This window comes from Acinetobacter beijerinckii CIP 110307 (genome assembly GCF_000369005.1).
Taxonomy (GTDB): Bacteria; Pseudomonadota; Gammaproteobacteria; order Pseudomonadales; family Moraxellaceae; genus Acinetobacter; species Acinetobacter beijerinckii.
Genome location: NZ_KB849765.1, coordinates 708,011 through 733,014, shown reverse-complemented (window position 1 = coordinate 733,014; position 25,004 = coordinate 708,011). Strand labels below are relative to the sequence as shown.

Annotated in this window: 24 protein-coding genes; 10 read left to right on the top strand and 14 right to left on the bottom strand. The window is 38.8% G+C overall.

Features of this window, described 5'->3' with window-relative positions; translation table 11 throughout:
- Nucleotides 1-18 precede the first annotated feature (18 nt).
- Nucleotides 19-1,380, top strand: coding sequence for a UDP-N-acetylmuramate:L-alanyl-gamma-D-glutamyl-meso-diaminopimelate ligase (gene mpl, locus F933_RS08985; RefSeq protein WP_005060489.1), 1,362 nt, complete (start codon nucleotides 19-21; stop codon nucleotides 1,378-1,380).
- A gap of 246 nt (nucleotides 1,381-1,626) precedes the next feature.
- On the opposite strand, the gene F933_RS08980 is transcribed toward mpl, so the two are convergent.
- From F933_RS08980 to F933_RS08965, 4 genes are read right to left on the bottom strand one after another with little or no spacing between them, the layout of a single operon-like run.
- Entirely contained in the window at nucleotides 1,627-2,370 is a 744-nt protein-coding gene (locus F933_RS08980; RefSeq protein WP_005060487.1) for an SDR family oxidoreductase, read from the bottom strand.
- Between the two features lie 19 nt (nucleotides 2,371-2,389).
- Entirely contained in the window at nucleotides 2,390-3,088 is a 699-nt protein-coding gene (locus F933_RS08975) for a histidine phosphatase family protein (RefSeq protein ID WP_005060484.1), read from the bottom strand.
- Nucleotides 3,085-4,206 carry a phosphotransferase family protein gene (locus tag F933_RS08970; protein ID WP_005060481.1) on the bottom strand — a complete coding sequence of 374 codons (1,122 nt, stop codon included), beginning with the start codon at nucleotides 4,204-4,206 and terminating at the stop codon, nucleotides 3,085-3,087. The genes F933_RS08975 and F933_RS08970 overlap by 4 nt, the downstream gene beginning before the upstream one ends.
- 13 nt (nucleotides 4,207-4,219) lie before the next feature.
- Entirely contained in the window at nucleotides 4,220-5,449 is a 1,230-nt protein-coding gene (locus F933_RS08965) for an acyl-CoA dehydrogenase family protein (RefSeq protein WP_167539077.1), read from the bottom strand.
- A 106-nt stretch (nucleotides 5,450-5,555) separates the two neighbouring features.
- Here F933_RS08965 and F933_RS08960 point away from each other — a divergent pair, with 106 nt between their 5' ends.
- Nucleotides 5,556-6,470, top strand: a complete 915-nt coding sequence (locus tag F933_RS08960) for a LysR family transcriptional regulator (protein WP_005060477.1) — start codon at nucleotides 5,556-5,558, stop codon at nucleotides 6,468-6,470.
- A 60-nt stretch (nucleotides 6,471-6,530) separates the two neighbouring features.
- Here the strand turns inward: F933_RS08960 and F933_RS08955 are convergent, their stop codons facing one another.
- Complete coding sequence (locus F933_RS08955) at nucleotides 6,531-7,727, bottom strand: low temperature requirement protein A (RefSeq protein WP_005060476.1); 1,197 nt, start codon at nucleotides 7,725-7,727, stop codon at nucleotides 6,531-6,533.
- 393 nt (nucleotides 7,728-8,120) lie between these two features.
- Here F933_RS08955 and F933_RS08950 point away from each other — a divergent pair, with 393 nt between their 5' ends.
- A complete protein-coding gene (locus F933_RS08950; protein WP_005060473.1) occupies nucleotides 8,121-9,074 on the top strand; it encodes a TerC family protein in 954 nt (317 codons plus the stop codon).
- Between the two features lie 141 nt (nucleotides 9,075-9,215).
- Here F933_RS08950 and F933_RS08945 read toward each other — a convergent pair whose 3' ends face one another.
- Nucleotides 9,216-9,770 (bottom strand): hypothetical protein, encoded by a 555-nt coding sequence (locus F933_RS08945; protein ID WP_005060471.1) that lies wholly within the window; start codon nucleotides 9,768-9,770, stop codon nucleotides 9,216-9,218.
- A 199-nt stretch (nucleotides 9,771-9,969) separates the two neighbouring features.
- Between F933_RS08945 and guaD the strand changes: the two genes are divergently transcribed.
- The 3 genes from guaD (at nucleotide 9,970) to F933_RS08930 (ending at nucleotide 12,459) form a co-directional block, all read left to right on the top strand.
- Nucleotides 9,970-11,286: a guanine deaminase gene (gene guaD, locus F933_RS08940; RefSeq protein WP_005060469.1), complete on the top strand. Its 1,317-nt coding sequence runs from the start codon at nucleotides 9,970-9,972 to the stop codon at nucleotides 11,284-11,286.
- A gap of 225 nt (nucleotides 11,287-11,511) precedes the next feature.
- Nucleotides 11,512-12,039: a hypoxanthine phosphoribosyltransferase gene (hpt, locus tag F933_RS08935; protein ID WP_004637322.1), complete on the top strand. Its 528-nt coding sequence runs from the start codon at nucleotides 11,512-11,514 to the stop codon at nucleotides 12,037-12,039.
- Between the two features lie 168 nt (nucleotides 12,040-12,207).
- On the top strand, nucleotides 12,208-12,459 hold the full coding sequence (locus F933_RS08930; protein ID WP_005055384.1) for a GlsB/YeaQ/YmgE family stress response membrane protein: 252 nt from the start codon (nucleotides 12,208-12,210) through the stop codon (nucleotides 12,457-12,459).
- Between the two features lie 49 nt (nucleotides 12,460-12,508).
- On the opposite strand, the gene F933_RS08925 is transcribed toward F933_RS08930, so the two are convergent.
- Nucleotides 12,509-13,207, bottom strand: a complete 699-nt coding sequence (locus F933_RS08925) for a DsbC family protein (RefSeq protein WP_005060465.1) — start codon at nucleotides 13,205-13,207, stop codon at nucleotides 12,509-12,511.
- A 444-nt stretch (nucleotides 13,208-13,651) separates the two neighbouring features.
- Between F933_RS08925 and F933_RS08920 the strand changes: the two genes are divergently transcribed.
- Nucleotides 13,652-14,827 (top strand): PilT/PilU family type 4a pilus ATPase, encoded by a 1,176-nt coding sequence (locus F933_RS08920; protein WP_005060463.1) that lies wholly within the window; start codon nucleotides 13,652-13,654, stop codon nucleotides 14,825-14,827.
- Between the two features lie 81 nt (nucleotides 14,828-14,908).
- Here F933_RS08920 and F933_RS17405 read toward each other — a convergent pair whose 3' ends face one another.
- The 7 genes from F933_RS17405 to rpmH form a co-directional block, all read right to left on the bottom strand.
- Complete coding sequence (locus tag F933_RS17405; protein WP_228127868.1) at nucleotides 14,909-15,319, bottom strand: hypothetical protein; 411 nt, start codon at nucleotides 15,317-15,319, stop codon at nucleotides 14,909-14,911.
- A gap of 154 nt (nucleotides 15,320-15,473) precedes the next feature.
- Nucleotides 15,474-16,286, bottom strand: a complete 813-nt coding sequence (locus F933_RS08910; protein ID WP_005060458.1) for a DUF2310 family Zn-ribbon-containing protein — start codon at nucleotides 16,284-16,286, stop codon at nucleotides 15,474-15,476.
- 155 nt (nucleotides 16,287-16,441) lie between these two features.
- Nucleotides 16,442-17,797, bottom strand: a complete 1,356-nt coding sequence (gene mnmE / locus F933_RS08905) for a tRNA uridine-5-carboxymethylaminomethyl(34) synthesis GTPase MnmE (RefSeq protein WP_005060456.1) — start codon at nucleotides 17,795-17,797, stop codon at nucleotides 16,442-16,444.
- A gap of 113 nt (nucleotides 17,798-17,910) precedes the next feature.
- Nucleotides 17,911-19,668 carry a membrane protein insertase YidC gene (gene yidC / locus F933_RS08900; protein WP_005060454.1) on the bottom strand — a complete coding sequence of 586 codons (1,758 nt, stop codon included), beginning with the start codon at nucleotides 19,666-19,668 and terminating at the stop codon, nucleotides 17,911-17,913.
- 5 nt (nucleotides 19,669-19,673) lie between these two features.
- Nucleotides 19,674-19,994 carry a membrane protein insertion efficiency factor YidD gene (gene yidD, locus F933_RS08895; protein ID WP_005055377.1) on the bottom strand — a complete coding sequence of 107 codons (321 nt, stop codon included), beginning with the start codon at nucleotides 19,992-19,994 and terminating at the stop codon, nucleotides 19,674-19,676.
- 9 nt (nucleotides 19,995-20,003) lie between these two features.
- Nucleotides 20,004-20,399, bottom strand: a complete 396-nt coding sequence (rnpA, locus tag F933_RS08890; protein WP_005055376.1) for a ribonuclease P protein component — start codon at nucleotides 20,397-20,399, stop codon at nucleotides 20,004-20,006.
- Between the two features lie 27 nt (nucleotides 20,400-20,426).
- A complete protein-coding gene (rpmH, locus tag F933_RS08885; protein WP_000831329.1) occupies nucleotides 20,427-20,561 on the bottom strand; it encodes a 50S ribosomal protein L34 in 135 nt (44 codons plus the stop codon).
- A gap of 658 nt (nucleotides 20,562-21,219) precedes the next feature.
- On the opposite strand from rpmH, the gene dnaA reads away from it, so the two are divergent.
- The 3 genes from dnaA (at nucleotide 21,220) to recF (ending at nucleotide 24,996) form a co-directional block, all read left to right on the top strand.
- A complete protein-coding gene (gene dnaA, locus F933_RS08880; protein WP_005060451.1) occupies nucleotides 21,220-22,626 on the top strand; it encodes a chromosomal replication initiator protein DnaA in 1,407 nt (468 codons plus the stop codon).
- A gap of 111 nt (nucleotides 22,627-22,737) precedes the next feature.
- On the top strand, nucleotides 22,738-23,886 hold the full coding sequence (gene dnaN / locus F933_RS08875) for a DNA polymerase III subunit beta (RefSeq protein ID WP_005060448.1): 1,149 nt from the start codon (nucleotides 22,738-22,740) through the stop codon (nucleotides 23,884-23,886).
- Nucleotides 23,887-23,913: 27 nt separating this feature from the next.
- Nucleotides 23,914-24,996, top strand: coding sequence for a DNA replication/repair protein RecF (recF, locus tag F933_RS08870; RefSeq protein WP_005060446.1), 1,083 nt, complete (start codon nucleotides 23,914-23,916; stop codon nucleotides 24,994-24,996).
- Nucleotides 24,997-25,004: the final 8 nt, after the last annotated feature.

Below are 25,004 nucleotides of genomic sequence, written 5' to 3'. Positions count from 1 at the left end.
GATAAAGAGAGAAGCATGATGCATCTGCATATTTTGGGTATTTGTGGCACATTTATGGGGTCTTTGGCTCTATTAGCACGAGATTTAGGACATAAAGTCACAGGTTCAGATGCCAATGTTTATCCACCGATGTCGACTCAACTCGAAAATGCAGGCATCGAACTGATGCAAGGTTATGATCGTAGCCATTTGCAACCACATCCCGATCTTGTCATCGTCGGCAATGCCATGAAACGTGGTATTGATGCGATTGAATATATGCTGAATGAAGATTTACCTTATATTTCTGGCCCACAATTCTTAGCTGATCATGTGCTACAAGGTAAACATGTCCTAGGTGTCGCAGGTACACATGGTAAAACAACGACGACTACGATGTTGGCTTGGGTACTAGATCAAGCAGGTTTAAATCCAGGTTTCTTAATTGGTGGTGTACCGCTCGGATTTAGTGAAAGCGCACGTTTAGGTGGCGGAAAATACTTCTGTGTGGAAGCAGATGAATATGATTCTGCGTTCTTCGATAAACGTTCTAAGTTTGTTCACTACCATCCAAAGACCGCGATTTTAAATAACCTTGAATTTGACCATGCTGACATTTTTGATGATCTTGCTGCGATTCAAAAACAGTTTCATCATTTAGTGCGTACCATTCCAAGCGAAGGCCGTATCATTGCTCCAATTACTGAGACTAATATTGATGAAGTCTTAGAACAAGGCTGCTGGACACCTGTGCTTCGTACCAGTCTAGAGCCAAATGATCAAGCTACTCTATCGGCGGAGCTGATCAGTGCCGATGGAAGTCATTTTAAAGTCCTTGAAAATGGTAAAGTAATCGGGCAAGTAAAATGGAATATGACAGGACAGCATAGTGTAGCCAATGCTTTGGCAACGATTGCTGCTGCTCAGCATGTCGGTGTCAGCCTTGAACAAGCCTGTGAAGCATTATCCAACTTCGGTGGTGTAAAGCGCCGTATGGAGCTGTTAGGTACTGTGCGTGGCATCGAAGTCTATGATGACTTTGCCCATCACCCAACTGCGATTGAAACTACACTCGACGGCGCACGTAAACGTCTTGGTGAACGTAAACTTTGGGCAATCATTGAACCACGTTCTAACACTATGCGTATGGGCAGCCATAAAGATGGTTTGGCTCACTCTGCACGTTTAGCGGATGAGGTAATTTGGTATCAACCAGAAGGTTTAGACTGGGATTTACAACCTGTAATCTCAGCATCTTCAAACAAGGCTGAAGTCAGACGCTCTTTGGATGATATTATTGCACGTGTAGTGAATGAAGCAGGTGAGGGCGATGCTGTGGTGATCATGTCGAATGGTGGTTTTGGTGGTTTACACCAAAAGTTGATTACAGCTTTGTCATAATTTAGCCAGTAGCCTATTTTCATAACCTAATTTTGTCACGGTATTCACTATCGTGACAGGCGGCATGGATGCCGCCAGTTGAGCAGGGGTTACATGGATGTACCCTCTGCTCAACAAAAGATTTTTGTTACTTTTCATCTTTGAAAAGTAAGGAAACGCCTATATCCAAACAGGTCAATGATTCAGCCTGTATGAGGCTGTCAAACTTTCCAAATAGAGATATCTCCAATCTATTTTGAATAGCAATTAACTCAGTTTATTTACAAACTTTAAAGGCAAAATCTTCATTGCAATCCCCATTGGCAACCACGGCCACTGCGGAACATAAGCTTTCACAGGTTCCTTCTCAATCGCTTTCACCAACGCCTTGCAACCTGTCTTTTCATCCACTTCAAACGGTAGTTTTTTCGCACCTTCGTTCATTTCAGTACGAATATAGCCGGGGAAAATGGTTGAAACTTTAATTGGCGTATACAACAACTCTGCACGAATGCCTTCCGCTAAATGTGCCACTGCTGCTTTACTCGCAGCATAGGTCGACAAATGCTTCGGTAAACCACGCATTGCACTCATTGAGGAGATCACCACCAAATGACCTTTGTTTTGTGCTCTGAAGATTTCAACTGCTGCTTCGCACTGTGCCAATGCTGAAATAAAGTTGGTTTCCGCTGTGGCACGATTTACTTCAAAATGCCCTTTACCAATACGACGACCATCACCCACACCCGCATTGACAATAATTCGGTCAATTGTCCCAAATTCCTGCTGAAAAGCTTTAAAAACCGTAAAAACATCATCGTAATGGGTCACATCAAGACTTTTGATTTTGACCTGAATTGCAAACTGACTTTGCAATTCTTGTTGTAAGGATTCCAAACGATCTAAACGGCGTGCGCACAATGCCAAATTGTAGCCTTTGGCTGCAAATTCACGTGCCATCCCAGCGCCTAAACCTGAACTTGCACCTGTAATTAAAATCGTCTTTGTCATTTCCTTCACCTATTCTTATTTATATCCATGTTAAGAGTTCAGCATCACGCGCTTTCAAATAATGATGCTCATTAAAACTGAGTAATTGCAAACCACCATCTGTCCAACGCAATGTGGTGATACTGGCATTGGCAATCGACCAATTCAGCGCAAAAATCTGTTTAGCATTCAGCCCCAACACCTGACCAACTGCCACAGAAATCACACCGCCTGAACTAAACACCACCGCCTGACGTGGTTGCGTGGCATCAATCTGCTGACACAAACCGTGCAAAGCACGTTCTACACGCGATTGAAAGCCTAACCAGGTCTCATGATATTCATGGTCATATTGCTCTCCAATCCAGCGATCAATCGCGCCATCAAAAATTTTGGCGAGGTAAGCACGTGGATTAGCAATTAGCTCAACATCCTGCTTCAATAACTCAGGTTGATTAAAACGTGCATCATATTTGGCAAACACTTGTTGATGATCAAACTCATTCCAAGCCGACTCCATTTGAATGGACGCATCATCAAAACTTTGAGCCAAGGCTAATTGTGCTGTTTGCTGATGCCGCTGCATTGATCCTGCAAGCACTAAAGGACGTTCTTTCAAGGTATGTTTAAAAAAATCACCCACCACCTGCGCCTGTTGTTCACCTTTGGCTGAAAGCTGATCATAACTCGCAGCACCAAATGATGCCTGTCCATGTCGTACCAAATAGATTGTGGTCATCGTTTTAAAATATCCTGTAATTTCGCCCCATATTCAGGAATTAACTGCTGTGCTTCAGCATTGTTTAGTGCAATTAATTTAAGTGCCCGAATATGTAAGGCATGAATCATGATCCAGAAATCCTTAAAGGCTGGATTATCGGTTTGCTGATGGTAATAACGATAATAAATCTGTTGCGCAATCACCGCCAAACGGAACAAACCAAACACCTCATAAAATGCCCAATTGGCAGGTTGCATGCCTGTTTTTTCCAAGTAGTAGTCCACGACTTGTTGACGTGTCAGCATACCTAGTAGATTGGTCGGTTGACGACGACTAGACTTCATCAAAACATCGTCATTATCTTGAATCCAGTAAGCGAGAGCACTGCCTAAATCCATCAGCGGATCGCCAATAGTCGCCATTTCCCAGTCCAGCACTCCGATCACTGTCGTTGGTTGTTGTGGATCTAAAATGACATTATCAAAACGCCAATCATTATGAATAACACAAGTTTTAGAATCCGCTGGAATATGTTGCTGTAGCCATTCCCGCACAAAGCTAAAATCAGGTACATTTGGCGTAAGCGCTCTACTATAACGTACATCCCAACCTTCAACTTGACGACGGCAATAGCCTTCGCCTTTACCCAATTTTTCCAGTTCTGTGCCTTGATATGGCACTTGATGCAATTCAATTAATTTATCCAAAACATTCAGACACAACTGTTGAACTTGTGACTGATCCAATTGTAATTCTTTGGGTAAATTAGCTCGCGGAATGATGCCTTCAATCCGCTTCATGACATAGAAATCACAACCGATTATGTTCTCGTCCTGACACAATGCAACCATTTCAGGCAAGACAGAGTAGAACGGCGCAAGATGTTTCTGCACATTGTATTCACGCGCCATATCATGTGCTGATTTGGCTTTGGTGCCTTTCGGTGGACGACGTAGGATTAAATCTTGATTGTCGTATTGCAAACGATAGGTCCAATTCGAAGCACCCCCTGAGTATTGGGTGACTTGTACTTGACCTTGCAGTTGAACACCTTGATCCTTTAACCATCTTTCAACCGCCGCAATATCTAGTTCTTCACCGTGACGAACCTGACCGCCGATATCAATCATTGTCATTTTTTTATCCTTATTAACGACCATAGCCACGTTTTTTCAATTCTAATTTAGCAATCATGCCCTTATGCACTTCATCGGGTCCATCAGCTAAACGTAAACTACGTGCTTGATTGAAAAATGCTGTCAGCGGAGTATCGCGTGATACACCTTCACCACCGTGAATTTGGATCGCCATATCAACGACGTTTTGCAATACAGTCGGTGCAACGACTTTGATTGCAGAAATTTCGGTGAGTGCTGCCATATTGCCTAAGGTGTCCATCTTATAAGCAGCATACAGCGTTAATAAGCGAGCTTGATCGATCTGCACACGAGCTTCCGCGACACGTTCTAAATTGCCGCCAAGTTTAAGGATTTCTTTACCAAATGCCTTGCGTGACATGCCACGATTAATCATCAGTTCTAACGCTTTTTCCGCTGCACCGATACAACGCATACAGTGATGAATACGACCAGGTCCTAAGCGCCCTTGAGCAATTTCAAATCCTTGACCCGCACCACCAATAAAGTTGCTCACAGGAACACGTACATTGTCAAAACTGACCTGTCCATGTCCATGCGGTGCATCGTAATCACCAAACACAGGCAACATCCGTTCAATCGTTACGCCTTGCGTGTCGATCGGTACCAATACCATTGAGTGTTGATGATGACGATCTTTGTTGGGGTTTGGCGTATAAGCCATAAAAATAATGATTTTTGCATTCGGATCACCCAAGCCAGATGACCACCATTTACGCCCATTCAGAACAATTTCATCGCCATCAATCACTGCCGTGGCTTGCATATTAGTCGCATCGCTTGACGCGACCTCAGGTTCAGTCATGCAGAATACAGATCGTATTTCGCCAGCAAGTAAAGGTTGCAGCCATTGTTGTTTTTGTTCCTGACTGCCATAACGCCATAGCAGTTCCATATTGCCACTATCAGGTGCATTACAGTTAAATACTGTCGGAGCAAGCAGACTACGTCCTGTCAATTCAGCAATATGTGCATATTCCTGTACCGATAAGCCTGCACCCAGTTCAGCATCAGGCAAGAACATATTCCATAAGCCTGCTGCTTTGGCTTTGGTTTTGAGTTGTTCGAGTTGAGCTGGCCACTGCCATTTGGTCCAGTCACCATCGACATTGAGTTGATGCACTTCATCCCAAAATACTTTTTCAATCGGTTCTATTTCTTGTTGAATAAAAGCTTGTGTTCGCGCGATAAAATCCTGTGCACGTTCAGATAATGCAAACATCATCATTTCCCTCAAGGTAAATATGTGGCGAAACTGAATTCGCTGCTTTACATCACCTTAAGCGAAAACTTATTATGAATGAAATGATTTTATTTTATGCAAAACTATGAATCAGATTCATAATATAAATCCATTGGAAGTGGGTAACTTCCATCGTATTGATATCAATCTGTATCCACTTTTTATTGCGATTTTTGAGCAAAAAAGTATTTCTAAGGCCGCTCAACTTCTTTGTATTAGTCAATCTGCGGTCAGTCATGCTTTACAACGTTTGCGTCTGCAACTTAAAGATGAATTATTTGTGCGCAGTGGACAAAAAATGCTTCCCACACCTTTTGCCGAACAAATTTATCAACCGATTCAAACGGCGTTATCAACGATTCAAAATATTGCGATTCCACAATACGACTTTGATCCTAGCATGCTACAAAGCTTGAAAATCGCAATTCATGATGAAATTGAACCCATTATTTTTCCTCAATTAGTGCATCACTTTAGTCAACTCAATCTGGATATTCAGTTTTTGAGTTCCAAACTTGATCGAAAAAATATGCTGGCTGATCTTTCAGCGCAACAAATTGATTTTGTGATTGATCGAGTACAACCCTATCAAGAAAATTTACAGTTTGAAAACTTGATTGAAGATCATTTTGTGGCGTGTACACTTCAAACAGAGATGGATTTATCGCTCTATTTATCCTCACCACATATCGGTGTGTCCTCTCGGCGAACAGGATTATTGCTTGAAGATATTTATCTCAATCGACAACAACTTTCTCGACAAATTTTTATGCGCTGTCAGCACTATTCCACAGCCTTACAAGTCTTGGCTCAGTATCCCAAGGCGATTCTCACCATTCCTCATAGTATTTTAAAACATCTGCATTATGCGCAAGATTTAAAAATACATCAGTTACCCATCGAGCTTCCTAAAATTAAAATGGGCATGTATTGGCACGAACACGTCAGACAGAATCCTCGCCATCAGTTTCTTCGAAATGAAATTTTGAAAATTTTTTGAGCCTACCAAGTTAGCGTATTAAAACGCCAAACTTGGTGGTAGTTCAAATGGAAAGGAAGCTTAATGTATTGCGATGCTTTCCTCATCATCACAATTCATCAAAAATGCTTTAGACAACATAAGACGGAAGATGTAGACAATCGCCATCACAAACACAATATGTCCAATCTGATTAAAAATGAATGGGATACAAAACAGAATAAAAACCGTGATTGGATAAATCAAACGTCTCCATCCCTTTAAATAAAACGCTTCATAAAATAGCCATACGCAGGTGCTGTATACAACCAAACTTGCGGCAATAATCAAACCCATCATTTGAGCTGAAATTTCGGCATGTTTCGTTGAAACATCGACCGCGGCTGCCAATGCAGCTCCTAACACAGCAATACTAATAAAAATGAGAAAGTGTCCATAACCCCATAAAAATGGTTGTACACCACGGCGTTGATGGTGGTGATGGCTGCGATCAAAATAAACCCACCACATCGCAAACATCATCAATAGCCCACCCACAATCAGAAAAATCTCCTCAACGTTCAATACTTGATTCGAAAATGCATCTTGAGTAGCAGCAAAACATCCAATAATCGACTCACCTAATACAATAATCGTCAACAAGCCATAACGTTCAACAATATGATGAGGATGCCAAGGCGTCGCCGCATGTTTTTCTGCATACAACGGTACTGCCAATTCAAATATCACCAGTAGTAGAAATATCAACGGACCGAGATGAATCGAACTAAAATTACTAATCAACCAACCTAATTGAACCAAAACAATGCCAATGGCATAACGATAAGCTGTCCCTTTTCTTAAAGGATCATGTTTGGCGACACGAATCCACTGGATCACTAAAGCCAAACGCATAATGACGTAGCCTATAATGATCATGTCAAAATTATGCTGCTGGAATACCGCAGGAATACCTGCTGCCATCACTAAAGACCCAACCATTTGCACGAAAGTCAAACACCGATAAAGGGCATCATCATTGTCGTAGGCTGAAGCAAACCAAGAAAAGTTCATCCACGCCCACCAGAGTGCAAAAAACACCATAAAGTAAGTCGGTAACGCATGCCATAAATGACCTTCAATCATGGCATGATGCAGTTGTTGACCTGCTGTCGCAATGGCAACAACAAAAACCAAATCAAATAAAAGCTCTAAGGGTGTAGCAGCACGATGTGATTCTTGAGGATTTCGGGGGGCAAAGGCCTTTAATGTTATGTGGTGAAGTTTTTCAGCACTCATATGTTTTTTCTCTACGCTGTATTTTGTTCATCATTATTGCTAAGACAATTCTTTAGAATGAAAGGGCAACACCAAGCATAATAAAATATTGTTGAAAATTTATTCATTCAAAATTTGCACAAATGCATAAATTATGTAATTCTATGAACATATTTGGATGTCAGCATCCATACAAAATTAGTTTGACAAGGGGAGTAGCCTCCTTAAATCTAAGTGGTTTAAATACTTAGGCGCCAGCGTATCGTCATTACACTTTGCAAAAAGTCGGACTCTGGGCATCACGATTATTTGTGATGTAGGCAAGACCTTGATCATGTTGAAACAGATGTTTTATTAATCATCTGGCAACTGGTCGAGGTTTTTTTATGTCCATTTGCCAGATAGGGAGTTGTGATGGAAACTATCGGTAACTTATGGCTGTATGTCGTATTCTTTGGCATGGTAACAGTCATGCTACTCATCGACTTTTTAGGCTTTAAACAAAAACAAGACCAAAATGTCCCAATTAAGCAAGCAGCTTATTGGAGTATTGCATGGGTCACTGTAGCAGTATTATTTGGTGGAGGTTTATGGCTCTACCTGCAACAGACAGTGGGCGCCAACATCGCCAATCAGAAAACCATGGAATACTTCGCAGGCTATTTACTTGAGAAGTCCCTAGCGATCGATAATGTCTTCGTTTGGTTGATGATTTTCGCAGCTTTTGCAATTCCACCTTCTTTACAACGTAAAATCTTACTTTATGGTGTACTCGGTGCAATTGTTTTAAGAACGATCTTCATTTTTATCGGCGCTTGGTTCGTTCAAGAGTTCTCTTGGATTCTCTATATCTTTGGTGCATTCCTTGTTTATACAGGTTTCAAATTCCTAAAAGGTCAAGAAGAAGAAACCAATATCGAAGACAACAGTTTGCTGAAATGGTTACGCAAACACATGCGAATCACACCGCAACTACATGGAAATAGTTTCTTTGTTCGTCAAAATGGTCTGTTATGGGCAACACCACTATTCTTGGTCTTAATTTTGGTGGAAGTGTCGGATGTCATTTTTGCGGTCGATTCAATTCCTGCAATTTTTGCGGTAACCACTGATCCATTTATTGTTTTAACAGCAAACTTAATGGCGATTTTAGGTTTACGTGCAATGTTCTTCCTTCTTGCAGGTGCTGCATCTAAAATGCATTACTTACCGTATGGCTTAGGCATCATTTTATTGTTTATCGGTGCGAAAATGTTATTGCTCGATGTATTCCACATGCCAATTTGGATTTCACTCGGCTTTATCGTACTGGTATTGAGCATCACTGCTTATCTCTCTATACGTCATAACAAACGCCAAGCTCAATAATTTTAAACAGCATCAAAGGGTCTTCAAATGAAGGCCCTTTTTGTTTATGTATTGATTACGAATCGTTTTATATTCAAAAAAATCTTTCAGCCAAAATCATCTTAAATAAGCTAAATTTTATTTTTTTAACACTAGACTCAGTTATTCTATGCTCAAGAAAGGTACGTAAGAAAAATAAATATCCTTAATGGTATGCTCGTTCACATCAACTAACTTACTAAGGCTAGCGGTGTATAACTCAAGATTCTGAGAATTGTTTTCAAAATCAGCCCATCCCAAAAAAACCTCCTGCTTTATTTTATCCTTTTTTGTTATTGGAACTCGAAAGTATAGAATTTTCCCATCAAATTTTTCATCACACTCCCATTTAAAAAACTCTAATTCCTTGACATCAAACTGTTCATCTTCAAGAATCTGATAATAAAGAATCTCGTCATTCTCTTCATCAAATGCAATAAAATCCTCAGATAAAAAATCATCTGAATGGTAAGTTAAAATCCTTTCATTTTTAGGGATACTGATATCATCTATAATGACCTCAATCAGAGCAAAGCTTTGCCTTGGATCTCCTTGATCATCGGTATAAGCGAATAATATCCACATGGATTGAATTTGCTTTTTCATTTCCTCAATTAAAACAGAACTATTCTTAAACTTTTTAAAGCCATGATTTATTGCAAGATGAATTTTTGACATGACCAATCTCCTTTTTGCGGTATTATTTTCAACAAAGACATTTACTGTCGATAAATTATTCATTCTAATTTTCAATCAAAATGAATCGACTCAAATAATTACTCATATTTATACACGCTTTAAACGCTAAAATTAGGCGAATAATCCAGTAAGTTTCACAAAGTCAGGTATAATCATTCGAAAAACATTGTAGGTTGTTATGACTTTGGCTACTCCCATCACGGTCATTCGTGGTCGCTTCTTAGATATTCAAAAAACCGTTTCCCAAGCTACTGAAATTGCCGATCAAGTTCGTTATATCGAAGATGGCGTGCTAATCACTGAACAAGGCAAAATTCGCTGGTTTGGCACTTGGGATACCGCTCAAGATCATCTTCCTACAGATGTTGAAATCCAACATTATCCAGAACAATTGATCATCCCTGGCATGATTGACACGCACATTCACTTTCCACAAACCGAAATGGTCGGTGCTTATGGTGAACAATTATTGAGTTGGCTCAATACTTATACTTTTCCAACTGAAATCCAGTTCAAAGACAAAACATATGCGCAACAGATCGCAAAATTCTTTGTGCAGGAACTACTTAAAAATGGTACGACCACAGCATTGGTATTCTGTACAGTTCATGCTGAATCGGTTGATGCCTTATTTGAAGCCGCAGAACAGCATCAAATGCGTTTAATCGCAGGTAAAGTCATGATGGATCGTCATGCACCTGAAGCCTTATGCGACACAGCAGAAAGCGCTTACGACGATTCTAAAGCACTGATCGAAAAGTGGCATGGTCAAGGGCGCGCTCTTTATGCGATTACCCCACGTTTTGCGCCGACCTCGACACCAAAGCAGCTTGAAAAAGCAGGGCAGTTGAAAGCTGAGTTTCCTGATGTTTATGTACACACCCATTTAAGTGAAAATAAAGATGAAATCGCATGGGTTAAAGATTTATTCCCAGCGCAGAAAGGCTATCTCGATGTCTATCATCATTATGGCTTAACTGGTCAGCGTTCGGTATTCGCGCATTGCGTACATTTAGAAGATGCAGAATGGAAATGCATGCATGAGACTGACTCTGCAATTGCTTTTTGCCCAACGTCGAACCTGTTTTTAGGTAGTGGTTTATTCCCTCTCAATAAAACATGGCAACAACAAGTCAAAGTTGGTTTGGGTACAGATATTGGGGCAGGGACTTCATTTAGCTTATTACAAACCGTCAATGAAGCCTATAAAGTGCAGCAGTTACAAGGTGATAAACTCTCTGCTTTTGAGTCGTTGTATCATGCAACCTTGGGCGGGGCAAAAGCGCTTGAGTTAGATGATAAGCTCGGCAATTTCAATATCGGTAAAGAAGCTGATTTTGTCGTGCTGAATCTGCAAGCAACGGCTTTACAACAACTACGTCAGTCACGCTCTAAATCAATTGATGACAGCTTATTTGCGCTGTTTACTATGGGCGATGACCGTAATATCGAGGCAACCTATATCTATGGACAAAAAGCCTATAGCGCCAACTAGGGTATTCAATAAACGTAGGATTGGATTGATCATCTTTGCCATGAGCTGCGCAGTTTTGTTGAAGCGAGACAGTGCTTCACGGCAAAATGATACATATTCTTCATCATCAAAAGATGCATGAAAATTCATTTTGTTTTAAAATTCTCACATTAACTCAAGATTTCGAGGTGTTGCAGGTCAACACCTTTTTTATTTTCCCATTTTTAAAGTTTTAGGAATCTATTGATGACTGTTGCGATGCGCGTAATGATTTCCAGTGAAGAGATCCAAGCCAAAGTGAAAGAGCTAGGTGAAAAAATCAATGCACACTATGCTCAAAGTGATAAAGAACTGGTATTGATTGGTTTATTGCGTGGTTCAGTCATCTTTATGGCAGATTTATGCCGTGCGATTGAAAAACCACATGAACTCGATTTTATGACCGTTTCAAGCTATGGCGGTGGTACCACGTCTAGCCGTGATGTCAAAATTCTAAAGGACTTGGATGGTGAAATTCACGGTAAAGATGTATTAGTGGTTGAAGATATTATTGATTCAGGTAACACCCTCAACAAAGTAATACAAATGCTGCAAACACGTAAGCCCAATTCAATCGAACTATGTACTTTAGTGAGTAAACCCTCACGCCGTGAAATTGATTTAGAAGTGAAATTTTTAGGCTTTGAAGTTGAAGATCGATTTATCGTTGGCTACGGTCTCGATTATGATCAGAAATATCGCCATTTACCTTTTATTGGTGAAATCGGACTTTAAACGAGAAATTAAGGCGCTATTAAGCGCCTTTTTTATAACTCTATTCATCAAAGACCGCTCAATTATGCACAAAAATACGACATAACTGAGTAATCGACTACAGACAAAGCTTAGTTTAATCAAGCAGGATAACAATAAATACTATTGTTAAAACAAGGAGAAAAGACAATGTGGACTCTGATTGTAGCAATCGTTGTAGGTTTTTTTGCTGGTTTAATTGCTCGTGCATTACATCCTGGTGATGACAAAGCAGGTTTTATTGTCACGACTTTACTGGGTATTGCAGGTTCATTATTAGCAACCTATGGTGGTCGTTTACTTGGGTTGTACGGTGAAAATTCAGCAGCAGGTTTTATCGCATCCGTATTGGGCGCTGTAATCATTTTATTTCTTTATAAACTTATCACCAAAAAAAGCTAAACCGAAAAATCTCCCAAATCATCATAAATCATGATTTGGGAGTTCTTTTTTATAGCCCTAGTTCTTTCCAAATCGCTTGAATATCTTCTGCACTACGTCCGCCTACCATTTTTAAACCATTAGCGAAAATTAAAGTTGGTGTGCCAGTTACATCTAGTTTACGACCTAACTCTAAATTTCTTTCTATCGGATTAGCACAGGTCTTGGCTTTAGGTTGAATGTTTTTTTCTAGTAAATTTTTCCATGCATAAGCTTGATTTGCATCACACCAAATCTGTTTTGATACAGCAATCGATTGCTGTTTTAATGGATAAATAAACGTATAGATTGTCACATCGTTTAGTTTGTCTAATTCCGTCTCTAATTTTTTACAATATGGACAATTTGGATCTGAAAAAATTGCAAGCTCCCGTTTACCATTGCCTTTTACAGTTTTAATTGCATCTTTGAAAGGGAGTTTTTTCCAATCGATAGAGTTTTGTTTTAATACTAGATCTTTGGTGAGATTCTTTTGATCTTTCATACGAACCATAGAACCTACAAACATATATTGTGCATTTTCATCCAAATAAATAATTTGCTTATCTAAATTTGCGCTGTATAGACCTGCCATTTCGGTCTTTTGAATGTTAGTCACTTGGATATTAGGATAGTTTTGATTTAAATTACTTTTGACAGTCTCTACATTTGCGAAACTCAAAGCAGAAATAAAACTCAAGATAGAGAAAATCCCAACTTTCTTAAACATGATGCACACTCAATTCAAATCAAAAATTAATCGCGATTGTAATGACTAACAGATGCTTAATCTCATGAGCTTACCGAGCAACAACTAAAACCCAACCAAAAAATCTGATGTTTCACGTGGAACGTTTATTTATAACAATCAACTTAATCTTCAAACTTGTGAAAAAGATATTTTTGGTTAGAAATTGACAATTTTTTTCACAGCATATTGATATTCAAGCAATATGCAAAAATCAAAGTAGAACATTTGGTTTATTTTTGGAATAATCCCACTTCACCGATCACTACAAGCTCTGTTCACTCATTCTTTTAAATTAAATCTAAATAAAATGAGCTACAGAGATTATATTTTTATCAGACATACAGATGGATCTGTTGTTTTGAATAAAGAGATTTCACATCACTAGACTGAACAACAGTCATATCTTTGAGTTTGGGTAAATTCATGTATAACGCGGAACTATTAGAAGAAGCAAAAACCTTTATGTTTCACATGCTCACCAAAGTAGTTGAATATGGCGGCTCAGATTTATTTATTACAGCAGATTTTCCACCGAGTATTAAATTACAAGGCTTGATGCGACCGTTAGGACAACAAGAATTAACTGCGGAAAAAACCAAGTTATTTGCTTATAGTTTAATGAATGAAAAACAACGACAAGACTTTGAAAATGATTGGGAATGTAATTTTGCCATCAATGTACCCAATGTATCGCGCTTTCGCGTCAATGTATTCAAACAGCAGCTGCAAATTGGTATGGTCATTCGTACCATTACATCAGAAATTCCAACCTTTCAAAAATTAAAACTTCCTGAATCGCTTAAAAATGTGATTATGGAAAAACGTGGTTTAGTCCTCGTGGTGGGTGGAACTGGTTCAGGTAAATCGACATCATTAGCAGCAATGATTGATCATCGTAATGAAAATTCAGCAGGGCATATTATTACGGTTGAAGATCCAGTTGAATACGTACATAAACATAAGAAATCGATGATTACCCATCGAGAAGTTGGTGTCGATTGTCACTCATGGCATCATGCACTCAAAAACACCTTGCGCCAAGCACCTGATGTGATTTTAATTGGTGAAATCCGTGATACAGAAACTATGGAGCATGCGATTGCTTTTGCTGAAACTGGACATCTCTGTTTAGGGACTTTACACGCAAATAATGCCAACCAAGCCTTAGATCGTATTATTAACTTTTTCCCAGAAGAACGTCGCAATCAATTACTAATGGATCTTTCATCCAATATGAAAGCGATTATTTCACAACGTCTGGTGCGCACTGAAGATGGTAAAGGGCGTCGAGCTGCAATTGAAATTTTACTGAATACGCCGTTGATTGGTGACAATATTCTAAAAGGACAATTCCATGTTCTGAAAGAAATCATGAGCAAGTCACGTGAGTTAGGGATGCAAACCTTCGATCAAGCCTTATTTGGGCTTTATAATGAAGGAGCTATTAGCTACGATGAAGCACTGCGTAACGCTGATTCTGTCAATGAATTACGTTTACAAATTAAACTTAAAAGTACGCGCCAAGAAGGAATGCCTGTCAATTCTGCGGCTTCATTGAATATGGTGAAAGAAGCAGTTGAAGAGCAAGAAGAAGCTTAAAAAACTACGGCTTGAATATACAAATACTTTAAGCTGCAATTTATGTATTCATTTCTAAATCATGTCATCATTATGATGAAATTAGAAAATTTTACTTTTTAATTTCATCATAAAGGCTTTAAACGTCATTGGTTTTTTCTCTTGCTGCTTAAGACGTTCTTGATATTTTCTTTCTTTTTCTTGAATTTCTGCGAGTCTTTTTTCTTTAGCTTGTTGTTCTTGCTCTAATTTTTCTGCTACGGTTTTACCCATTCCTTGACAAGGCTTAGATTGAAATGTCACCGAACCCTTCTCTTTACACTGATAGACCTCAGTAACTGCATAACAAGTTGATGATAGCATTGACAAAATAATGGCAAAAATAAGATGGTTTGATATATGTTGCATAATCTTCTTTAAAAATTCTTCAAAAATGTAGTAAATCAAAAAATAATGAATTAAATAGGACCTACTGACATTTGTAGAGCATATTTTAAAAGCAATAGCAGCCATAATACAAGATAAAGCAACAGCCCTTTAACTTGTAATGTCGAGTAGCTATCCACTAAATTACTTTAGTTGAGCAAAATAATTTTCGGCTAAATATCTAATTTTATATAAATTCCAGTTCTTATGATGATTATTTCATTTTCTCGGAATATTTGCTTTATTTGATTTTGGAATTACGCCACTCTCCAATAACTGCATGTCGTTCATATTCATAAGAGACAGCGAGATGAGATACTAAACGGCATTGATTACATTGAAATGCAAAATGATGAAACTCACTAGAGTGTAATCCTGTACTCCAATTTTGACCACAAGATGGGCAGAGCCTTTTGTCTTCATTTCTCCTACGTCCCCAATAACGTTGAAGATAATAATATGTAGATATACCTGTAACCTCTTCAATATATTTACATATATTTTGTCCAGCTTTTGACAATTCACTATCTGGAATTGCCAATTGTTTATAGGCTATTTTTTCCAAAGCACCACTATGTATCCAAGCTTGATCACAGTTTTTATATTCTTGTTGCCAAAAATATATTTCTTCTCGTTGCTTATGCTCTCCAGAAAGAATAAAAATCGGAATTGGGTTTCCACTATCTCCTCGATACACGGGTGACTGCCAATCATTCATATGAGTATAGAGATAAAGAAAGCTAGCGTTTTGCCAATGGGTATTTTGTTCGGGAACATCGTCATCAATACACTCCCACAATGGTTCACAACCAAATAACTCAATAACGCGTTTCAGTCGCTCTATGCCATATTTGCAATGATATTCTTTTAAATTTGCATTAATTCCTTGCAAATTAATATACGTACAAAGTAGCCCATTTTGTACGACTAAAAAATTCTCACCGCATACTTGTCCATTATGAAATAAAATCGAAATGTAATCTTCGACTATCCATTCTGCATCCTCTCGATTTGTTTTCGTAATAGGTCCAAAAATCACTTTATAAGCAATCATTTTTAACTCATCAGAAGTTTTGTAATAAGAAAAATTAGCAATAAAAGTATAATAATTACACTAAATCTTATTATCCGTATAATTTATAATCAAAGTACTAATTAATTAGTACTTTGATCTTATTTTATAATTCTCAAAATTACTTAAATACTAGATTACTTTCCAATACAGAATGAACCGAAAATCTTACCCAACAAATCATCAGCACTAAAATCACCTGTGATCTCACCTAAAGCATTCTGAGCCAGTCTTAATGATTCCGCCACCAACTCACCCGCGTTAAACACAACGAGTTGCTCACGTGCCTCTGCTAAATAGCGCTGAGTGCGCTTCATTGCATCTAAATGACGTGTTCTCGCAATAAAGGTATCTTCTTCAGGATGGAAGCCCGCATGCGCTGTAATCGCATCTATGAGTGATTGCACACCCATATCTTGTTTTGCAGAAACTCGGATTTGACGAAAACCTTGATAATCGGTTATTTCTGCATGTTGTCCAGTTAAATCGCATTTATTGCCAATTAACATCAAACGCTTTGGTTCAATATGTTCTGCGAAATATTCTTTTGCTAATGCCAATGGTTCATCTTTTTGATTTAAGTCATAAACCAACAGCAATAAATCTGCCTGCTCGATTTCCTTAATCGCCCGACGAATACCTTCTTGTTCAACGATATCGCCCGTTTCACGCAGACCTGCCGTATCGGTTAGGGTAATTGGTAAGCCATTTAAACTAATCTTTTCGTGCAAGACGTCACGTGTAGTCCCTGCAATATCGGTCACAATCGCACGTTCATGTCCTGCAAGTGCATTCAATAGGCTAGATTTACCTGCATTGGGTTTACCCGCGATCACCACTTGTAAACCTTCACGTAATAGCTGACCTTGACGTGCCGATTGTTGTACCGCTTTAACTGAATCTTTTACATCATCCAATAAAGCTAAAATCTTACCATCTGCTAGGAAATCAATTTCCTCTTCTGGAAAATCAATCGCAGCTTCTACATGCAAACGTAAGTGAATGAGTTTTTCTAAAACTGTATTAATTTTGGTTGAAAATGCACCTTGTAAGGATCGAACTGCAGAACGAGCAGCTGCTTGAGAAGTGGCATCAATCAAATCGGCAATTGCTTCCGCTTGTACTAAATCCATTTTGCCATTTTCAAAAGCACGCATGGAAAATTCACCCGCTTTTGCAGCAGTAGCACCCAAGTCAAGTAAACGTGCCAGTAAAGCATTTTGAATTACAGGGCCACCATGCCCCTGTAACTCCACCACATCTTCGCCAGTAAACGAATGAGGGTTTGGAAAACACAGTACAATTCCTTCATCCATGACCGAGCCATCAGCATCAAGGAACTGACGAAATCCAGCCATTCGAGCCGCAGGCAGACTTTTTTGGGTCAGTTGCTCGGCAATCGCATAAGCCTTAGGTCCAGAAAGACGAATCACCCCCACACCACCACGACCTAATGGAGTAGCAATCGCAGCAATTGTGGTTTGATGTAGCATTTTAAATTCACCTAAAAATACGAGGGTTCGATAACGTAAACCCTAAATATACACAAAGAAAAATCCGCCTAAGATTACCATCTTAAGCGGATTAATTCAGTAAAAGTTCCAGATTAAGAAGCAGACTCAACCTTGTTGAGACGATCTTTTTCTACACTTTTATTGATAAATGACTGCTGTAAAATCGTAATACTGTTATTGACGATCCAGTAAAGTACTAAACCAGCAGGGAAGAACAGCATAAATACCGTAAACATAATTGGCATGATACGGAATACTTTTGCCTGCATTGGATCTGTTGGCTGCGGGTTTAACATTTGTTGAACATACATGGTTACACCCATGATCAACGGCAAGATAAACCATGGATCCATTGCTGAAAGATCTTGAATCCAACCTAACCAAGGTGCATGACGAAGTTCAACCGATTCCATCAATACCCAATACAACGCTAAGAAAATCGGCATTTGTAATAACAACGGTAAACATCCAGACAATGGATTAACTTGTTCACGCTTATATAACGCCATCATTTCTTGAGAGAAACGCATACGGTCTTCACCAAACTCTTCTTTCATGCGTTGCATTTCTGGTGCAATCACACGCATTTTCGCCATTGAGCGATAACTTTTTGAAGAAAGTGGCCATAAAATCAATTTCACTAAAATCGTCAATAAAATAATTGACCAACCCCAGTTACCAACGATGTTATGGAAAAATTGTAGACCTAAGAAAAGCAGCTTCGCAATTGGCCATAACCAACCATAATCAACTGTCTGATTTAAACCAACAGCAAGATCTTTTAATTCAGATTGAATTTTTGGACCTGAATACAATTTGGCATCTACTTCCATCGAAGTACCCGCAGGTACATTGATTACTGGCGAAGTAAAACCAATAATATTCATCTTATCAGTTGACTGACGCGATTCTAATTTAGCTGTATAAGGTTGACCATCTGCTTGAGTTAACTTTAAATTACCTGGAATCCAAGCACTAACAAAATAGTGCTGAACCATAGCAACCCAAGCATCTTTCGCTTCAAGGTTAAGTTTCTCATCAGAGAAATTCGCAAACTTTAATTTATTATAATTTGCTTCTGGTGTACCCCAAGCGCCACCTAAGAATGTGCCTAGCGTAAAGATGCCTTGATCAGATTTGCCTGGATCATCTGAATTATCACGTTTTAACTGACCAAACATTTGACCTTGCCAGTTTTGCTGACTACGGTTAATGACTTGATGCTTCACTATAATTGGATAATCACCCTTGGTAAAAGTGAAAGTTTTAATCACTTCCACACCTTCAGGTGTTTTAAAAACCAATGGAACAGTTAAAACTTGAGCTGTACCGCCATCTTTAACTGCGACGTTTTTTGCATCCGCCAAAGTATATGCTGATTTCTCAACATCATACATTGGACGACCGTTACGGTTACTGTCCGGTCCATTTAAACCAATTAAACCAGATTGAGCGACGTAAGTACGTTTCGCATCATTTTCCAACATCACAAATGGTTGATCACCATTCTTGCTTTGATCGTGGCTTAATAACTCAATACGAACAATATCACCACCTTTAGGATTAATCCAAAGATGATAAAGATCTGTTTGCACAGAAATCAATTGCTGGTTCACAGAAGCCTTTTCTGTGCTTTGTGATGCAGTCACATTTGCTTGTGGCAAGTCTGAAGCCGCTGTTGCATTTTGAGCATTTGGCAAATCTGCAGATACTTCATGCGAACTCACAACTGCCGCTTGTTGTTGCGGTGCTGTTTGAGCATGACCATAATCTTTTTGCCAAGCCAAAATTAGCAAATATGCGGTAACAAACATGGCTCCAAGGATTGCAAATCTGGCCCATTGTTGCATATCTATTATCCCAAATGGTTAGAGAGATTTTGCTTGAATAAACGATCACGAAAGGGTACAGCAACGTGATGCATTTGAGAATCTATTTGATGAAACGAAATAAAACGAATCGCTTTTCTTGGAACGGGATCATAGCCTGAACCACCCCAAGGATGACAACGGCAAATTCGCTTAGTCGATAGCCATACACCTTTTGCTGCACCATGTATTTTTAATGCTTCAACTGCATATTGGGAGCATGTGGGAATATAGCGACAACGAGGACCCAATAGTGGACTAATTGCGATTTGGTAACATCTTATCAGCCAATGCAGCAAACGTACCATTGGAGATCTCTAAGTTTGGAGGGATGTTACAACGACTTTGGAATGCTTCTTTGCTAAGCGTTGTAATTTTTGCCAAGCAAAATCTAATTGTTGATGTAATTCTTGATTTGCTACGGTTTCTATACCTATTTTAGGCATAACCACAATATCGATATCAGCATTAAATTGCGCTTGATGTAAACGAAAGCTCTCGCGAGCAAGACGTTTTATTCTATTTCGTTCGTGCGCACGACGCACTTTCTTTTTAGCAACGACAATACCCAAACGGCTTTTAGGCTGTTCGGTTAATTTTGCTAAAAAAAGGAAATGGGGCTGATGCACTTTAAAAAGCGCACCATCAAATACACTTTTATAATCAGCGGCACAGCGAATACGAGATTCCGTACCGAAACTGTAAAGTGTCATCACCCAAGTCTGGTCAGCTTAACAGTATTAAACAGTTAAGCTATGACGACCTTTTGCACGACGACGAGCTAAAACTTGACGACCTGCTTTAGTAGCCATACGAGCGCGGAAACCATGAACGCGTTTACGCTTTAATTCTGATGGTTGGAAAGTACGTTTCATTTCGAAACTCCAAAATGATCTTTCTGTAAAGGTCCGCGATTTTATTGCGCAATGTTTACGCTGTCAATCAAAAATCCAAAACTTTACATTTTCTTTGTTCTGTTTTGCTGAAATCAGAAAAAGTTGAACTAAATACTTTTTATTGAAAACAAAAAATATACACACACTATCTATTTAAATTATATCACTATTAAGTTATATTCACAGCTTAACAGCATACTTATCAACAATAGTTATTCTAGTTTAAATTTAATTCTTGGATTTTGAATTTAAATTTCGATATGCTCAGTTATCCACAAACCAGCCTAATCTTATAAGTAAATTCAAATTTTAAAATTTAAATTTATTATTATTAAGGGCGCGTTTTTCTGTGGAAACACGGTTTATTTTAAAATTAAACAAAAACTTACTTTGTGGATAACTGTGTTTTTATAACTTTTATACTTTGTGGATAACTTTGAGCTAAAAATTATCCACAGTTTGTGCGAAAAGTTATTCACATGCACTTTTGAATTTAAATTTATAAACAAGTGCTTTCTTTTTCATCGAAAGTCACCTAAATTTCCCTGACAGATGTGGATAACTTGGTTAGAATGGCGACCCCTTAGCAATGAGGGTGGTTACTTTTGAATTTAAAAATGGATATTAGGGGATGCACATGCTCTGGACAGACTGCTTAACTCGCTTGCGACAAGAGCTCTCTGATAACGTCTTTGCGATGTGGATTCGTCCTTTGGTTGCTGAAGAAGCCGATGGCGTGATGCGTTTATATGCACCGAACCCTTATTGGACTCGTTATATTCAAGATAATCATTTAGAACTGATCTCAATTCTCGCTGAGCAATTATCAGAGGGGCGGGTGCGTCAAGTTGAAATTCTGGTTGATTCGCGTCCTGGCACAATTTTGTCATCGAGTGAGCAACCAGCGACAACAACTGCTGCTTTGAATTCACAACCCGTTTCTTCAACAGCAACAGCAATAAAAGTAAAAAAAGAAGCTGATTTGGTTCAACCTAGTCAAAGTGCAAATAAAATTCCAAAAAAGAGACAACTTAATCCGTTATTTACATTTTCGCTTTTTGTTGAGGGGCGTTCTAACCAAATGGCAGCCGAAACTTGTCGTAAAGTTTTAACGCAGCTTGGTGCTTCTCAACACAATCCTTTATTTTTATATGGGCCGACAGGTTTAGGTAAAACACACTTAATGCAAGCGGTGGGTAATGCATTATTACAAGCGAAACCAAATGCGCGTGTGATGTATATGACCTCGGAAAGTTTTGTACAAGATTTTGTCAGTTCTTTGCAAAAAGGTAAGGTTGAAGAATTTAAGAAAAATTGTCGTTCTTTAGATTTATTATTGGTCGATGATATTCATTTACTTGCTGGTAAAGAAGCAAGCCTTGTAGAGTTTTTCTATACTTTCAATGCTTTATTGGACGAATCAAAGCAGATTATCCTTACCTCAGATCGTTATCCTAAAGAGTTAACTGAACTTGATCCGCGTTTAGTTTCTCGTTTTTCATGGGGATTATCTGTAGGGGTTGAACCGCCAGATATTGAAACTCGCATCGAAATTTTGTTAAAAAAAGCTGAAAATAGTGGTGTGGATTTACCTAGAAATTGTGCTTTATTTATTGCTCAACAAGTGGTTGCGAATGTTCGTGAACTTGAGGGTGCTTTAAATAAAGTTGTGGCAATTTCTCGCTTTAAAGGTACGGTGATCGATCTCGATGTGGTGCGTGAGTCATTAAAAGATGTTTTAGCGATTCGAGCGAGAACGATTAGTGTAGAAAATATTCAACGTGTAGTGAGTGAATATTTCCGAATTCCATTGAAAGAATTGGTTGGGCCGAAAAGAACACGTATTTATGCACGTCCTCGTCAGTTGGCAATGGGGCTTGCGCGAGAATTAACTGGGGATAGTTTTCCTGAAATTGGGATGGCTTTTGGTGGGCGTGACCATAGTACCGTGATGCATGCCTGTGAAAAAGTAACCAGTTTGCGTGAGGAAGATCCAATTTTTAATGAAGATTATAAAAATCTACTTCGGCTATTACAAAGTTAATCGAGGGGTTAATCTTCATTGACCCTCGTTTCATAGTTGCAAACGGCTTTTAACTACCGCATAGTACACTGCTAACATTCATATTGGCTTCTGTTGTAAGAGGAATAAATCGTGCGTTTGAAAATCGCTAAAGAAAGTTTACTCAATGTTTTATCGCATGTAGTGGGGGCTGTTGAACGCCGTCATACTTTGAATATTCTTTCAAATGTCAAAATTCAAACCACGCAACAGGCCTTAACCATTACTGGTTCTGATTTAGAAGTTGAATTGGTTGCAAGTACGACATTAGCTGAAGGCGCATGCTTAGAAGCAGGTGAAACTACGGTTCCAGCACGTAAATTGGTTGATATTTGTAAATCTTTACCAACAGCAGCATTGATTGATTTACAAATTACTGAAGATCAACGTTGTATTTTAAAATCAGGTAATAGTCGTTTTGTTTTAGGTACACTTCCAGCTGAAGATTACCCGCTGTTATCTACTGAGAATAGTTTAGGCACGCAAGTTCAAGTGACGCAACGTGAATTAAAGCGTTTGTTTGAGAAAACTGCATTTGCGATGGCAGTTCAGGATGTCCGCTTTTATTTGACAGGTACTTTGCTTGAAATTGATCAAAATCAATTGCGTACAGTAACGACTGATGGTCATCGATTGGCTTTGTGTGAAGTTTTGGCTTCGTCTACTGCGTCTGCGCCGATACAAGCGATTGTGCCACGTAAAGCTGTCGGAGAATTACAGCGCTTACTCAGTATTGAAGATGAACAACTGACGTTGTTAATTGGTCGTGAACTATTAAATGTAACGATTCAAACGCCGAGTCGTGACAAAGAACAAAGTGAAATTACCGTTCGTTTTACCACGAAACTGATTGATGGCAAATTCCCTGATTATCGCCGTGTGATTCCTAAAGGTGGCGATAAACATGTCTTTATTGCGCATGATGTCTTTAAACAATCTTTGCAGCGTGTTGCGATTTTAAGTAATGAAAAGCTACGTGGCGTTTTCTTAAATTTCAACCAAGATTCTTTGCAATTACGTGCCAATAACCCAGAACAAGATGAAGCAGTTGAAGATATTGCGATCCAGTATCAAGATGCTCCATTGGAAATGTCATTTAACGCGCAGTATATTCTTGATGTATTGAGTGTATTAGATGGTGACGATGTTAAAATGAGCATGTCAGAAGCCAATCAATCGGTGCTTGTGCAAGATCCAGCACATCCTGATCAAACTTATGTCGTGATGCCAATGCGAGTTTAATTGATACCGATATTTGAGCTTTAAATCATGCAAATTACGCGTTTAAATATCGAGCGTGTACGAAATTTAAAAACGGTTGCACTTACTGAGTTGCAGCCGTTTAATATTTTTTACGGTATAAACGGATCAGGTAAAACGTCAGTCTTAGAGGCGATTCACTTATTAGCAACAGGAAGATCATTCCGTACCCATATTCCTAAACATTACATTCAATATGATGCTGTTGATGCAATTGTCTTCGCACAATCAATCAATGAGCGTATAGGTATGCAGAAGTTTGCTTCTGGCGAGCAATTAATTAAAGTAAATGGCGACACGATTGCGACGCAAGGGCAGCTCGCAAAGTTACTCCCTCTACAACATATTGATCCGCAAAGTACCGATATTATTGATCACGGCGCAAAACCAAGACGACAATTGTTGGATTGGCTGATGTTCCACGTGGAACCAGAGTTTTACTTTGCATGGCAGTATTATTCTCGAGCATTAAAACAGCGTAATAGCTTGCTTAAAACGCGGCGTAATTTGACACTGGCAGATTTAGAGCCTTGGAATAAGATGTTGAGTGATTATGGTGAAATTCTTCACTCACAACGTATCGCTATCGTGGAGCAATGGAATCAATTTTTCCATGAAGATTTAAAATTTCTTTTACCTGATTTAGAGATCGAGCTTGAATACCATGCGGGGTTTCATACCGAGCATGGGTTATTACAAGATCTAGTTCAATACCATCAAAAAGACTTAGATCGACGCTACACAGAGTATGGTCCACATCGTGCTGATTTGCGTCTAAAAACACCTTTTGGTAATGCAGATGATGTGTTGTCTCGTGGGCAAAAAAAGTTGTTAATCATGGCATTAAAACTGTCACAAATTGCAATGCTACATGCGAGTAATAAGGAAACTGTGGTATTATTAGATGATCTGACAGCAGAGTTAGATTTAGCTGCACAACAACGTTTAATTGAGCGATTAAGTCAATTAGGGAGTCAAGTTTTTATGACCACCTTAGACCATAAGTCGGTATTAAAACACTTACATGAATTGTCGATTTCTTTTCAATTGTTCCATGTTGTACACGGTCAAATCAGTCTTGCTGCACCATAATTTTATTT